At 66.2% G+C, this 12,389-nt stretch carries 15 protein-coding genes; 10 read left to right on the forward strand and 5 right to left on the reverse strand.

Annotated elements, in window-relative coordinates:
- Position 1: 1 nt before the first annotated feature.
- The gene (locus tag SM191_RS00115) at positions 2-454 is read right to left on the reverse strand and encodes a MarR family winged helix-turn-helix transcriptional regulator (RefSeq protein ID WP_307000803.1); all 453 of its coding nucleotides are present in this window, start codon (positions 452-454) and stop codon (positions 2-4) included.
- Between the two features lie 63 nt (positions 455-517).
- Here SM191_RS00115 and hppD point away from each other — a divergent pair, with 63 nt between their 5' ends.
- From hppD to SM191_RS00135, 4 genes are all read left to right on the forward strand, one after another.
- Positions 518-1,582: a 4-hydroxyphenylpyruvate dioxygenase gene (gene hppD, locus SM191_RS00120; RefSeq protein ID WP_341504398.1), complete on the forward strand. Its 1,065-nt coding sequence runs from the start codon at positions 518-520 to the stop codon at positions 1,580-1,582.
- 156 nt (positions 1,583-1,738) lie between these two features.
- Positions 1,739-3,016 (forward strand): homogentisate 1,2-dioxygenase, encoded by a 1,278-nt coding sequence (gene hmgA, locus SM191_RS00125; protein WP_341504399.1) that lies wholly within the window; start codon positions 1,739-1,741, stop codon positions 3,014-3,016.
- On the forward strand, positions 3,013-3,645 hold the full coding sequence (maiA, locus tag SM191_RS00130) for a maleylacetoacetate isomerase (protein ID WP_341504400.1): 633 nt from the start codon (positions 3,013-3,015) through the stop codon (positions 3,643-3,645). The genes hmgA and maiA overlap by 4 nt, the downstream gene beginning before the upstream one ends.
- Positions 3,642-4,001, forward strand: a complete 360-nt coding sequence (locus tag SM191_RS00135) for a Rieske (2Fe-2S) protein (RefSeq protein ID WP_341504401.1) — start codon at positions 3,642-3,644, stop codon at positions 3,999-4,001. Before maiA ends, SM191_RS00135 begins: the two co-directional genes overlap by 4 nt.
- Here the strand turns inward: SM191_RS00135 and SM191_RS00140 are convergent.
- Positions 3,991-4,863 carry a PEP-CTERM sorting domain-containing protein gene (locus SM191_RS00140; RefSeq protein ID WP_341504402.1) on the reverse strand — a complete coding sequence of 291 codons (873 nt, stop codon included), beginning with the start codon at positions 4,861-4,863 and terminating at the stop codon, positions 3,991-3,993. The two genes, SM191_RS00135 and SM191_RS00140, sit on opposite strands and share 11 nt — an antisense overlap.
- Before the next feature lie 101 nt (positions 4,864-4,964).
- Here SM191_RS00140 and SM191_RS00145 point away from each other — a divergent pair, with 101 nt between their 5' ends.
- The 3 genes from SM191_RS00145 to SM191_RS00155 all read left to right on the forward strand — a co-directional run bounded on the left by SM191_RS00145 (position 4,965) and on the right by SM191_RS00155 (position 7,787).
- Positions 4,965-5,240 carry a metal/formaldehyde-sensitive transcriptional repressor gene (locus SM191_RS00145; RefSeq protein WP_307000814.1) on the forward strand — a complete coding sequence of 92 codons (276 nt, stop codon included), beginning with the start codon at positions 4,965-4,967 and terminating at the stop codon, positions 5,238-5,240.
- Positions 5,241-5,245: 5 nt separating this feature from the next.
- The gene (gene dmeF / locus SM191_RS00150) at positions 5,246-6,205 is read left to right on the forward strand and encodes a CDF family Co(II)/Ni(II) efflux transporter DmeF (RefSeq protein WP_341504403.1); all 960 of its coding nucleotides are present in this window, start codon (positions 5,246-5,248) and stop codon (positions 6,203-6,205) included.
- Positions 6,206-6,770: 565 nt separating this feature from the next.
- On the forward strand, positions 6,771-7,787 hold the full coding sequence (locus SM191_RS00155; protein WP_341504404.1) for an aldo/keto reductase: 1,017 nt from the start codon (positions 6,771-6,773) through the stop codon (positions 7,785-7,787).
- A gap of 217 nt (positions 7,788-8,004) precedes the next feature.
- Here the strand turns inward: SM191_RS00155 and SM191_RS00160 are convergent, their stop codons facing one another.
- Positions 8,005-9,009, reverse strand: coding sequence for a quinone oxidoreductase family protein (locus SM191_RS00160; RefSeq protein WP_341504405.1), 1,005 nt, complete (start codon positions 9,007-9,009; stop codon positions 8,005-8,007).
- 93 nt (positions 9,010-9,102) lie between these two features.
- Between SM191_RS00160 and SM191_RS00165 the strand changes: the two genes are divergently transcribed.
- Positions 9,103-9,996: a LysR family transcriptional regulator gene (locus SM191_RS00165; protein ID WP_341504406.1), complete on the forward strand. Its 894-nt coding sequence runs from the start codon at positions 9,103-9,105 to the stop codon at positions 9,994-9,996.
- A gap of 87 nt (positions 9,997-10,083) precedes the next feature.
- Here the strand turns inward: SM191_RS00165 and SM191_RS00170 are convergent, their stop codons facing one another.
- Positions 10,084-10,299, reverse strand: a complete 216-nt coding sequence (locus SM191_RS00170) for a hypothetical protein (protein WP_341504407.1) — start codon at positions 10,297-10,299, stop codon at positions 10,084-10,086.
- 115 nt (positions 10,300-10,414) lie between these two features.
- Between SM191_RS00170 and SM191_RS00175 the strand changes: the two genes are divergently transcribed.
- Positions 10,415-10,834 carry a hypothetical protein gene (locus tag SM191_RS00175; protein ID WP_341504408.1) on the forward strand — a complete coding sequence of 140 codons (420 nt, stop codon included), beginning with the start codon at positions 10,415-10,417 and terminating at the stop codon, positions 10,832-10,834.
- A 178-nt stretch (positions 10,835-11,012) separates the two neighbouring features.
- Here the strand turns inward: SM191_RS00175 and SM191_RS00180 are convergent, their stop codons facing one another.
- Positions 11,013-11,582 carry a glutathione S-transferase family protein gene (locus SM191_RS00180; protein ID WP_341504409.1) on the reverse strand — a complete coding sequence of 190 codons (570 nt, stop codon included), beginning with the start codon at positions 11,580-11,582 and terminating at the stop codon, positions 11,013-11,015.
- Positions 11,583-11,673: 91 nt separating this feature from the next.
- Here SM191_RS00180 and SM191_RS00185 point away from each other — a divergent pair, with 91 nt between their 5' ends.
- Positions 11,674-12,375: a helix-turn-helix transcriptional regulator gene (locus SM191_RS00185; RefSeq protein ID WP_341504410.1), complete on the forward strand. Its 702-nt coding sequence runs from the start codon at positions 11,674-11,676 to the stop codon at positions 12,373-12,375.
- Positions 12,376-12,389: the final 14 nt, after the last annotated feature.

Genomic DNA, 12,389 nt, shown 5'->3' on the forward strand with positions numbered 1-12,389 from the left:
GTCAGCCGCGCAGCGACAGCGCCACCGCATCGATCCGGTGGAGCATGGTGACGAAGCTTTCCAGTTCCTCGGGCGTGAACCCGGCGAAGAGTTGCGCTTCCAGCTCCAGCGCCTTGGGCGCGACATCGGCGTAGAGCGTCCGCCCCGCCTCGGTCAGCACCAGCAGGTGCGAGCGGCGGTCGCCGTCATGCGCCGTTCGCTCCAGCAGGCCGCGCCCGACCATCGCGATCGCGGCGCGAGAGACGGTGACCTTGTCCATCCGGCTGCGCTCGCACACCGCCGACTGGGCGACCGCGCCCTCTTCCGCCACGATGGCGATCAGCCGCCACTCCGGAATGGTCAGGCCGAAAAGCTGCTGATAGGCGCTGGCGATATGATCGCTGACCAGGTTCGAGGTGATCGACAGACGATAGGGAAGAAAGCCATCGAGCCGCAATTCGCGAGATCGTAACATTTGACACCAATTCCCCATTCTGCGATTTAGTAACCAACGATACTGGATCAGGAGTTGGACGTCATGGCAACCACCCCGAACAATCCGCTGGGGCTGGACGGCTTCGCTTTCTGCGAATTCACGACCCCCGAACCCGAGGCACTGGCGCGTCAATTCGAGATGATGGGCTTCGTGCCCACCCATCGCCATCCGACCAAGGCGATCACCCGGTACAAGCAGGGCCGCATCACCCTGCTCCTCAATGTCGAGGACAAGGGCCAGGCGGCGGACTTCCGCGCCGAGCATGGTCCCTCGGCCAGCGGCATGGGCTTTTATGTCGCCGATCCGGCGGAGGCGTTCGATCATGCGGTGCGCGGCGGCGCGATCCCGGTCGACGCGGCCCAAGGCTGCCTGACCCCCGATGCCAAGGCCATCGAGGGCATCGGTGGCAGCTATCTCTATCTGGTGAAGGCAGGCAACGACCTGTTCGCCGACTGGAACGAGATCGCCGGCTGGCAGCAGGCGGAGGCGGAGAAGAATGTCGGGCTCGATCTGCTCGACCACCTGACCCATAATGTCCGGCGCGGCAAGATGCGGACATGGTCGGGCTTCTACTCGAAGCTGTTCGGTTTCGAGGAACAGAAATATTTCGACATCAAGGGCAAGGCGACAGGCCTGTTCAGCCAGGCGATGATCGCCCCCGACAAGGCGATCCGCATTCCCCTGAACGAAAGCCAGGACGAGAAGAGCCAGATCGAGGAATTCATCCGCGAATATAATGGCGAAGGCATCCAGCATCTGGCCCTGACCACCGACAATATCTACGAGACGGTCGAAAAGCTGCGCGCCAACGGCGTGCGATTGCAGGACACGATCGAGACCTATTACGAACTGGTCGACAAGCGGGTGCCGAACCATGGCGAGGACCTGGACCGGCTGAAGCGCAATCGCATCCTGATCGACGGCTCGGTCGAGAATGGCGAGGGCATCCTGCTCCAGATCTTCACCGAGACTATGGTCGGCCCGATCTTCTTCGAGATCATCCAGCGCAAGGGCAATGAAGGCTTCGGCAACGGCAATTTCCAGGCGTTGTTCGAGAGCATCGAACTGGACCAGATCCGGCGCGGCGTCATCACGGTGGATGCCTGAGCATCCACCGATGCGCGCACGAAGGTACGCGAGCAAGCCCGGCCAGCGTGGCCCAGCCAGCGCATAAGGCGCGGCCCTTCGACTGACTGCCAAGGCAGTCGCTCAGGACAGGCTTGACCACGTCTGACGCGCTGGCATGTTGTGGAGAGGAAAGAGATGACAACATCCTACATCCCCGGCTTCGGCAACCATGTCGCGACCGAGGCGGTCCCCGGCGCGCTCCCCATCGGCCGCAATTCGCCGCAGCGCCCCGCCTTCGGCCTTTATGCCGAACAACTCTCCGGCACAGCCTTCACCGCGCCGCGCCACGAGAACCGCCGTTCCTGGCTCTACCGCCTGCGCCCGACCGCCGAGCATCCGCCCTATGAGCGCTACGACGGCGCGCCGCGCTTCGCCCCCGGCACCAGCGACATCCCCCTGCCCCCCAACCGGCTGCGCTGGGACCCGGTGCCGATGCCGCGGGCGGGGACGGACTGGGTCGACGGGATGACGACGATGCTCGCCAACCGCGACCCCGCCGATCTGGAGGGCGTCGCGGTCCATGTCTATGCCTGCAACCGCGACATGAAGAGGGTGTTCGTCGATGCGGACGGCGAGTTGGTCTTCCTGCCGCAGGCGGGGCGGCTGACGATCCTGACCGAGCTCGGCCGGATCGACATCGCACCCGGCCAGATCGCGCTGGTGCCGCGCGGCGTGCGGTTCCGTATCAAACTGCCCGATGGCGAAGCGGCGGGTTATGTCGCCGAGAATCACGGCAGCCTGTTCCGCCTGCCCGACCTTGGGCCGATCGGCGCGAACGGCCTGGGCAATTCACGCGATTTCGAGACGCCGGTCGCCTGGTTCGAGGATCGCGACGAACCCACGCCGGTCGTTCAGAAATTCCTCGGCTCGCTCTGGACGATGACGCTGGACCACAGCCCGCTCGACGTGGTGGCGTGGCACGGCAATCTCGCCCCCTGGCGCTACGACCTGTCGCGTTTCAACACGATCAACACGGTCAGTTTCGACCATCCCGATCCGTCGATCTTCACCCTGCTGACCTCGCCCAGCGACGTGCCCGGTCGCGCCAATGCCGACCTGGTCCTGTTCCCGCCGCGCTGGATGGTGGCGGAGGACACGTTCCGCCCGCCCTGGTTCCACCGCAACGTCATGTCGGAGGCGATGGGCCTCATCACCGGGGCCTATGATGCCAAGGCGGAGGGCTTCCGCCCCGGCGGCCTGTCGCTGCACAATCTGATGGCGGGCCATGGCCCCGACCTGGCGAGTTGGCAGGGAGCGAGCGCCGCCGATCTGAAGCCGCACCGGATCGAGGGGACCATGGCCTTCATGGTCGAAAGCTGCTGGCCCTATCGCCCCACCGACCATGCGCTGACCCATGCGCAGCTCGATTATGACGCGGTGTGGAAGGATTTTCCCAAGGCCCGGCTGCCATGAGCCTGACGCTGCACGGTTACTGGCGGTCGAGCGCGGCGTATCGCGTTCGCCTGGCGCTGGCGTTGAAGGGTCTGTCCTATACCGGCATAGCGCATGACCTGCGCATCGGGGCCCAATTGGAGGAAGCCTATCGCGCGCTTCAGCCGCAGGGGCTGGTGCCGGTGCTCAAAGGCCCGGACGGCGCGCTGATTCAAAGCCCGGCGATCCTCGAATGGCTGGAGGAACGCTATCCCGACCCGCCCCTGCTGCCCAGCGACAGCGCGGGGCGGGCCGTGGTCCGGGCGATGGCGGCGATCATCGCCTGCGACATCCATCCGATCAACAATCTGCGCGTCCTGACCATGCTGCGGCAGGAAATGGGTGCGGATGAGGAGGCCGTGCGCCGCTGGATCGCGCATTGGGTCGGCGAAGGCTTTCAGGCGCTGGAACTGCTGATCGCTCGGCATGGCGCGGGCTATGCCTATGGCGACACGCCGACGCTCGCCGACTGCCATCTCTTGCCCCAGGTTTATAATGCCGAACGGTTCGGGGTGGACCTGATCCCCTTTCCCCGGTTGACCGCCGCCGCCGCACGGTTGCGACAGCGCGTGCCCGAGGCCGCACCCGAAGTGCAGGGCGACGCGGCATGAGCGACGAACGCCTGTCCGCGACGCCACCGGGGATCGCGCTCGGCCCGCTCGCCACGATCGCCGACGGGGCCGCTCGCAACTTCGTGCTTCAGATGCGCGCGGGCCGGTTCCATGGCTTCATCGTGCGACAAGGGAATGCGGTGCACGGCTATGTCGACCGCTGTCCGCATATGGGCCTGCCACTGGCGCAGCAACTGGACGCCTATCTGACCCCGGACGGACGGCGGATCGCCTGTTCCTGGCACGGCGCGCTCTTCGCGGTCGAGGACGGCGCCTGCCTGGGCGGGCCATGTATGGGACAGCGGCTGACGCCATGGCCGGTCATGGTTCGCGACGGGGCGATCTTCACGGCGTGACGGCCGTCACTTCGGCATGGGCGATCGCCTGTAGCCGCGCGACCAGCCGGGGTTCGAGCCCCAGGTCGCGCGCCGCCCGCTCCTGCTCGCCCAGCCGCCGGACGTCGAAGCCGGTGACCTTTCCGAAGATCACCAGCGCCTCCAGGTAATAACCCGCCGCGCTGGCGTGATACTGGTCCCAGGTCCACAGATCGACCTGACCGAAGGCGATGCCGTCATAGGGGTTGGGATCGGCGACCCGCTCCGCCCAGGCGCGGTTCCACGCCTGCCCGACCGGAATGGTGCCGGAAATCTCGGGAAAGCGTCGCAACACCCCGGCATTGGCGACCGCCAGATCCTCGGCCATCGCGGTGACTGCCCGGCCCCGCCACGGGCTGGGCACGCGATAGGTCAGGTCGGCACGGCTCCAGGTCGAGATCAGCTCGACGCGGACCCTGGGGTTGGCCCGCCGCATCATCGCCGCGATCGACCCCGCCGCCTCGGCATGGCGGGTCGGATCGCCGGGGCGTTGCGCGTCGAGCGTGCTATAGCCCTGAAGGATCACCACATCCCAACGCGCATCGATCTCACGCCGCTTGTGCTCGTAATGAAAAGCGAGGTCGCGCCCGCCCGCCGTCTCCAGACTGACGGTCCAGTCCTGTCCCGCCTGCTCGGCGAAGGTCTTGAACAGCGCAGGCACGCCGCCGATCCCCTCGCGGTTCAGGTCGCGGACCAGATCGGGGCGATAGCGCATGACCGGCGAATTCGCGCCGAAGGTGAAGCTGTTGCCGACGAACAGGATCGATTCGGCTGCGGCGGGCGCCGCCATCGTCATCGCCGCTATCGCCGCTATCCAGCCCTGCGTCCGTCGCATCTTATCCATCCCCATTCGATCCCGTCTTTGCGTCATGTGGCCGAAGCCGACCGGCGCGCGCAACCCGCGACTTGATGGCCTCGGCAATATACCCTATACCCCTATGCGTTATGGCGCATGTCACCACCAGCAAGGAAAAGATCGTCGCGCGCGTCCGGCGCATCGCGGGACAGGTCGCCGCGATCGAGCGATCGGTCGTCGCGGAGGCCGATTGCGCCGAGACGCTTCACTTGGTCGCGGCGGTTCGCGGGGCGGTGGCGGGCCTGATGGACGAACTGGTCGAGGATCATCTCCATGCCCATGTCGCCGCGCCGGGGCAGAGCGATGCGGAGCGCAACGCCGCCGCTGCCGAACTCGCCAAGCTGCTTCGCCGCCATTTCCGCTGAGCCCGATGAGCCCGTACCGTATCGCAAAGGACGATGTCGTGACCACCCACAGCCATGATTATCTGGGCCATGCCCATGACGAAAATGCGCGCCGCACCCGGCTGGTCGTCTGGCTGTCGGCGGGGATGATGGTGGGGGAGATCGTCGCGGGCTATTGGACCGGATCGATGGCGCTGCTGGCCGACGGCTTTCACATGGCGACCCATGTCGGCGCGCTGGGGATCGCGGCCCTCGCCTATTCCTATGCCAAGCGGCATGTCGCCAATCCCCGCTATAGCTGGGGCACCGGCAAGGTCGGCGAGTTGGCGGGGTTCGGATCGGCGATGGTGCTGGGGCTGGTGTCGCTGGGCATCGCCTATGAATCGATCATGCGGTTGAGCGATCCGCACCCCGTCGCGTTCGGCGATGCGATCTTCGTCGCGGTGCTGGGCCTCCTCATCAACCTGATCAGCGCCTGGATGCTGGGCGGCGGGCACGGACATGGCCACGATCATGGCCACTCGCACGGTCATCATCATCACGGGCACGACCATGCGCATGACCGGCATGGCGGCGACACCAATATGCGTGCAGCCTATATCCATGTGCTCGCCGACGCGCTGACTTCGGTCATGGCGATATTGGCGCTCGTCGCGGGACGGTATCTGGGCTGGCTATGGCTGGACCCGGCGGTGGGCCTGCTGGGCGCGGTCGTCATCGCCAACTGGTCGGTCGGGTTGATGCGGCAGGCGTCCGCCGTTCTCCTCGACGCCGCCGACCCCGTGCTGGCGAGCGAGGTCCGCAACCGGGTCGAGGGGCCAGGAGACCTGCGTATCCACGACTTCCACATCTGGCGGATCGGGCCGACCGCCCATGCGGTGGTGCTGGCGGTCGAGGGACTCGACTTCACGCCCAGCAGCGCCAGCATCCACCAGCGGCTGGACGGGATGAGCGCGCTCGGCCATGTCACCATCGAAGTCCGCTAACACCTCGTTCAGCGCGGGACGCTAAGTACAGGACCTGTTAATCGACTTGCGCAAGAGACGTCGGATTGCTTCATCTTTGCGTGTCTGGCGGCCGAGCGCGAGCCACCAGACCAACTGATGATCGACACCACCCACCTGAAGGCGCATCGGACAGCGGCCAGCCTGCTCAAAAAGGGGCTCGAGCGATGCTCTCGTTCCCCGATGCATCGGGCTACCAAGGGCGGTCTGAACTCCAAGCGGCACGCCGTCTGCGATGATCATGGCCGCCCGCGCGTCATGCTCCTTACCGAAGGGCAAATGAGCGACTACAAGGGCGCAGCCCTCATGTTCGAGGCAAGGCCGGCCGCTCCCAGAACATGTTCGGTCGCCTCAAGAGCCTGTCCCGGCCAAGATCGCGGACTGGTGACGCATCCACACCCGCTACGGCCAATGCGCCCACGCGTCGAATGCACCGGCGCACGTTTTACTTTGATAGGATCGGGCAGGACATTGATCGGATCGGCGTCGCCGGTCGCACGCTCGCGGCGTATCTCCGGCTCATTCATTCCCACAGGAGAACCATCACATGCGTATGCGCCAAATTGGCCATAGCGGCCTCTTCGTGTCCGAACTTTGCCTCGGCACCATGACCTTCGGCGGCAGCGAGGGCATTTGGGGCCAGATCGGCCAGCTTCGCCAGGATGAGGCCGACGCGCTGGTTCGAACCGCGCTCGATGCCGGCATCAACTTCATCGACACCGCCAATGTCTATGCGGGCGGCGAGAGCGAGCGCATTCTCGGCCAGTCGCTCAAGAACCTCGGCGTCGCACGCGACGATGTCGTGATCGCGACCAAGGTGCTGGGGCCGGTCGGCGACGGTCCCAATGCGCGCGGCGCGTCGCGCGGCCATATCCTCAGCCAGTGCAAGCAGAGCCTCCAGCGGCTCGGCCTCGACCATATCGATCTATACCAGATCCACGGCTTTGATCCCGCGACGCCGATCGAGGAGACGCTGGAGGCGCTCGACACGCTCGTCCGTCACGGTCATGTCCGCTATCTCGGCCTGTCCAACTGGGCCGCGTGGCAGGTGGTGAAGGCGGTCGGTATCGCCGAGGCACGGCGGCTGGCGCCAATCCTGTCGCTTCAGGCCTATTACACGCTGGTCGGCCGCGACCTGGAGCGCGAGATCGTACCGATGCTGCGGTCCGAGAAGATCGGGTTGATGGTGTGGAGCCCGCTGGCGGGCGGCTATCTGTCGGGCAAGTACGACGGCGAGGGCCAGGCGGCGGATGGTCGGCGCGCCAGCTTCGACTTCCCGCCGGTCGATCGGGCGCGCGGCTCGGTGGTGATCCCCGAGATGCGCCGGATCGCGGATGCGAAGGGCTGCACCGTCGCGCAGGTCGCGCTTGCCTGGCTGCTCCACCAGCCGGTGGTGACGAGCGTGATCGTCGGGGCCAAGCGGGTCGACCAGCTTACCGACAATATCGCCGCGACCGAGGTGTCGCTCGACGCGGACGACCTCGCCGCGCTCGATGCGGTGACCAAGCTGCCGGCGGAATATCCCGGTTGGATGCTGGAGCGCCAGGGCGGCTATCGCGCCTGACGGTCGCCGGTTCGGCGGGACGGATTTGCGACCGTCCCGCCGCGCCGGCCCGCCCTCTCAGAGGCAGCGGATCACTTGAGCGGGATACGGCCTGTCCGGGCAGTATAAGCGGAAACTGGAAAACCAGATGCTTATGCCTGGCGCGCCGCGATCTCATTATCATAGGGTATGCCGTGCATCATAGCTGAGCATGGCAGGCCCCCACCAGCGATCGCCGTTACCGTGGACCGTCGGGGATCAGGACGATCTTGCCCGCGAAATTGCGATCTTCCAGCAGGCGATGGGCGGCGGCTCCCTCGCTCAGCGGGAAGGCAGTGATGACGGGCGCGGTAATCGTGCCGACGCGCAAGGCCGCGAACAGCCGGTCGGCGCGGCTCTGTCGGCTTTCCGTACGGTTCAGATAGGTCCAAAGATCGCCGCCGACGACGCCCTTGGACTCCTCCATCAGCGACAGCGGATCGATCGCGGGCGGTGGGCCGCCCGCTTTGCCGAAGATCACCACGCGGCCCCCGGGACGCAGGGCGGAGAGGCTGTCGTAAAGGGTGGTGCCGATCGAGTCATAGACCAGATCGACGCCGTCTCCGGTCGCCCGCCGCACGTTCGCCACCCAATCGTCATAGCCATAGACCGCGCTCGCACCATTCGACCGCGCCTGTTCGCGCTTGGCCGGGGTCGAGGCCAGCGCATGGACCTCGGCGCCCAGCGCCATCGCCATCTGGGTCAACAGCCGCCCCACGCCGCCCGACGCGGCCTGGACCAGCACCCGGTCGCCCGCCGACAGCCTGCCGCTATCCTCGACCAGATATTGCGCCGTCACGCCTTGCAGCAACAGCGCGGCGGCCGTGCGGTCGTCGACATCGTCCGGCAGCGCGACCAGACGATCGGCGGGCGCGCAGACCCGTTCGGCATGGGCGCGCGGCACGTCGAGAAAGCCGACCCGCTGCCCGACCCGCCAGCGATCGACGCCGGTTCCGACCGCGAGGATGCGTCCCGCCCCCTCATAGCCGCCGATCCATGGCGCCTCGCCGTCGAGCACATAGACGCCCTGGCGACGATAGATGTCGGCAAAGTTCAGGCCGACCGCGCTGGTCTCGACCAAGACCGAACCGGCGTCCAGCGCCTGATCCGGAAGAGCGCCATAGCGCAGGACCTCGGGTCCCCCGAACCGATCGAAGAATAACGCCTTCACCGCCCCATCCTCGACACGCCCATCGCCGACCATCCTTGTTCCGGTTGCCAATGACCGGAGGATGCCTGCTGGACCCTGGCGGAAACAGCCGCATAGGATGCGACATCTTCGAACCAGGGGTTTGCAATGGACCGATTGACCAGCATGGCGATCTTCATATCGGTCGTCGATCTCGGCAGCTTCACCGCCGCGGCCAAGGCGCACGACATCTCGGCGACGATGGTGGCCAAGCACGTCAATGCATTGGAAGCGCGGCTCGACACCCGCCTGCTGCACCGCACGACCCGGCGGTTGTCGCCAACCGAGGCCGGTCGACGCTTCACCGAATCCTGCCGTCGCGTGCTGGCGGATGTCGCCATCGCCGAGGCGGTGGCCGCCGAGGTGGCGCAGACGCCGGTCGGTCGGCTTCGCATCGCCGCGCCGCTCGCCTTCGGCACCGAACGGGTCGCGCCCTTGCTGGCCACCTATCTCGACCGCTTTCCGGACATGCAGGCGGAACTGGTGCTGGGTGACCGCAAGGTCGATCTGATCGAGGAAGGCTTCGACCTGGCCTTTCGGATCGGCGCGCTGGAGGACGACTGGCTGGTCGCCCATCCGCTTGCCCCGTATCGCCGGATGCTCGCCGCCGCGCCGGGCTATCTGGAGCGGCACGGTCATCCGGAGACGCCCGCCGACTTGCACGAGCATCGATTGATCGGTTTCGCACAATTTGGTGCGGAGGATCGATGGACGCTGGTCGGTCCGGATGGTGAGCATGTCGTACCGCTGCCCCCGCCCCGCCTGCGCATCAACCATGCGGCCGCCCTGCGGCAGGCGGCGGTGGCGGGCTATGGCATCATCCTGCAATCCCGCGTGACGCTGGAGGGTGATTTGGCGTCGGGGCGCCTGATCCCGGTCCTGGCGGATTACGCGCCCGACCCTCGGCCGCTGACGCTCGTCCGCCTGCCCGATCGTCGCATGACGGCGGGCCTGCGCGCCTTTGTCGAGATGGCGGTTTCGGCGTTCAATGTCGAAGGATGACGCAAAGCGATAACGCTCGAAGCCGGTCGATCCCTCTTCGCTGTCGTGCGGGTCCGGCACCAGCCACGCCTTGCCGTGCGGCGACAGTCACAGGCGTCGGCCGTGGCACCAGACATTCTCCTTCCGGCGCCACTGACCATACGCGATGTAGAGCGTGCGGCGGCCCTCGCTCGACGCCTTGACGACGAGCGCATCGCACCGCGCTTCGCGCATGCCCCGGTCGACCGTCCGGAGATTCCCGCGCGACGGCTCGATCGACGGGACCAGTAACAGGTCGGCGGTGCGATGCCGCGCCGACGCCACGGCAAGCGGTCGTGTCCGGCCCGGTCGAAACGTGTGGCCTGGACAGCGCGATCCTCGCCGACACCGTCGCCCAAGCCCACCGTCTTCCCCGGCTGCGCTCGCTGCTGAAGGGATGGTGGTAAATGGCCTCAGTGAGGTTGTTGCCCGGCACGATGGCCCAGACGTGCTGCAATCCGGGATGGCCTACCTGCAATTCGCGGATACGGCGGACGGGCGAGATGGAGCGACCGATTTTTATCGGGCCGTGCTCGGCTCCAGCGAAGTAGACCACCTCATAGCCAAGATTATCGAAATCGGCTCGGCGCATGGCACCAACCGGCAGTGCGTCGTCATTGGACGACTCGGGAAGGCCATTGCCAACCCGCTCCGGGACTATTCCGTGGTTTCGATTTCCCATGATTTCCACCTGTCTCCGGTCTGTTCCGGTTTCAGATGGCTGGCGACGCTTTTCTCAGCGCAGGAATGGCGGAAAACAGCCATTCTGGTCGGGGAGACAGGATTCCTCCAAATTTTTCCCGACCCGCTAAGTCGTTGATTCCATGTCAACGAACAACTCGTCTGTCTGCGAGTTGCACAGCGATGGGTACAAAAAGGTGCTCAAAATGGCAAGCGCCTGATGACCGATAGGCGGCATCTTTCAACCGCCGATCGACGGCGAGTCCAGGTCGTAAATCTTGCCAAGCACCGTCACATGACTGTGGGGCGACGTGATCCTACTTCCCGTCGCCCATCCGTTCGGCGCACCGCGCGACCCAGTCGCGGATCGCCGGGTCGGCGGGCATCATGTCGGTGAACCAGAAGAATGGCGAACTGCACAACATGTCGGCGGCAGAAAAGCGCTCGCCGAGCAGCCACGGCCCTTGGCGGAGCGGCTCGGCCAGACGTTCGATCATCGTGTCGAAGTCGCGCAAGCCTGCGTTGATCGCGGGATGGCTGACGTTCGCCCATTTCAGGATTAGCAGCGGCTCGATGACGCCCTGATAATAGGACAGCCACGACAGATAGGCACCGCGCTTCGCCTCGCCGGGCAGCGGCCCTAGTCCGGCATCGGGATAGGCGTCGGTCAAGTAGAGCATGATCGCGCCGCGCTCGCGCACCGCATCGTCGCCATCGGTCAGATAGGGCACCTTGCCCTCCGGGTGCGGATTGACGGGATCTCGGCCGCCCGATCCGTCCTGGCGCGCGATGGTCACCTCCCGCATCTCGATGTCGGCACCAAGCATCCGAACGAGCGCGACGACCGTGTCGGACCGGGAATTGGGCGAGTAATAGAGGGTGCGCATCGGCTTGCTCCTTGCGTTGAATGATGCCGTCACATTACGGAGGTGCTCCTGACACTTTCGGGCAGTAGGAATGGCACGATCAGATCGCCTGATGCGGTTGCTCGAGGCGTTGCGGCGGCTTCCCAAGCCGGTCACGGCGACGCGCCTTGCCGCGGAAACGGAGATCTCGACGCGGCAGCTCTACCGCGACATCGCCACGCTGCGCGCCGGCGGTGTGCTGATCGATGGAACGGCGGGATACGGCTACACGCTGACCGAAGACCCGGCGCTGCCGCCGCAGAGTTTCTCTCGCCTCGAGATCGAAGCGCTGATGCTGGCGGTGGCGAGCCTCGGCGATCTCGGCGATGACACGCTGACGACGGCGGGCCGCAATGCGCTCGCGCGGATCGTCGCGACCTTGCCCGACCGGCAAGCGCAGCAGGCGGCCCACGCCACGATGCGATCCTGGCGCCCGCCGGAGCCGCGCGCCGCCATCACGATCGACCTCGACCTCCTGCGCGAAGCCTGCTGGGACGAGTTCAGCGTGCGCATCGCCTACCGCGACAGGAACGGGCGGCGGACCGAGCGCGAGATCCTGCCGCTCGGCATGTCCTACAGCCCTAAGACGCTGATGCTGGTGGGCTGGTGCCTGTTGCGCGAGGCGCACCGGACGTTCGAGGTGCCGCGGATCGAGGCGCTGGAGCGCGGCGGGAGCAATTTCCGCCCGCGCCGGGTGCAGCTGCTTCGGGAATATGTCGTCCTGCGGACCGCGGAGTGGAAGCGGAAGGAGCAGGAAGCGCGCGCTGCGTCGTGACAGCTTCGTCCGCA

It is taken from the genome of Sphingomonas sp. 2378 (assembly GCF_038084995.1).
GTDB lineage: Bacteria > Pseudomonadota > Alphaproteobacteria > Sphingomonadales > Sphingomonadaceae > Sphingomonas.

Excerpts from the sequence above, each read along its gene's own strand:
- SM191_RS00115 (WP_307000803.1), bottom strand. The coding sequence starts at position 454 with ATGTTACGATCTCGCGAATTGCGGCTCGATGGCTTTCTTCCCTATCGT.
- hppD (WP_341504398.1), top strand. The coding sequence starts at position 518 with ATGGCAACCACCCCGAACAATCCGCTGGGGCTGGACGGCTTCGCTTTC.
- hmgA (WP_341504399.1), top strand. The coding sequence starts at position 1,739 with ATGACAACATCCTACATCCCCGGCTTCGGCAACCATGTCGCGACCGAG.
- maiA (WP_341504400.1), top strand. The coding sequence starts at position 3,013 with ATGAGCCTGACGCTGCACGGTTACTGGCGGTCGAGCGCGGCGTATCGC.
- SM191_RS00135 (WP_341504401.1), top strand. The coding sequence starts at position 3,642 with ATGAGCGACGAACGCCTGTCCGCGACGCCACCGGGGATCGCGCTCGGC.
- SM191_RS00140 (WP_341504402.1), bottom strand. The coding sequence starts at position 4,863 with ATGGATAAGATGCGACGGACGCAGGGCTGGATAGCGGCGATAGCGGCG.
- SM191_RS00145 (WP_307000814.1), top strand. The coding sequence starts at position 4,965 with ATGGCGCATGTCACCACCAGCAAGGAAAAGATCGTCGCGCGCGTCCGG.
- dmeF (WP_341504403.1), top strand. The coding sequence starts at position 5,246 with ATGAGCCCGTACCGTATCGCAAAGGACGATGTCGTGACCACCCACAGC.
- SM191_RS00155 (WP_341504404.1), top strand. The coding sequence starts at position 6,771 with ATGCGTATGCGCCAAATTGGCCATAGCGGCCTCTTCGTGTCCGAACTT.
- SM191_RS00160 (WP_341504405.1), bottom strand. The coding sequence starts at position 9,009 with ATGGTCGGCGATGGGCGTGTCGAGGATGGGGCGGTGAAGGCGTTATTC.
- SM191_RS00165 (WP_341504406.1), top strand. The coding sequence starts at position 9,103 with ATGGACCGATTGACCAGCATGGCGATCTTCATATCGGTCGTCGATCTC.
- SM191_RS00180 (WP_341504409.1), bottom strand. The coding sequence starts at position 11,582 with ATGCGCACCCTCTATTACTCGCCCAATTCCCGGTCCGACACGGTCGTC.
- SM191_RS00185 (WP_341504410.1), top strand. The coding sequence starts at position 11,674 with ATGCGGTTGCTCGAGGCGTTGCGGCGGCTTCCCAAGCCGGTCACGGCG.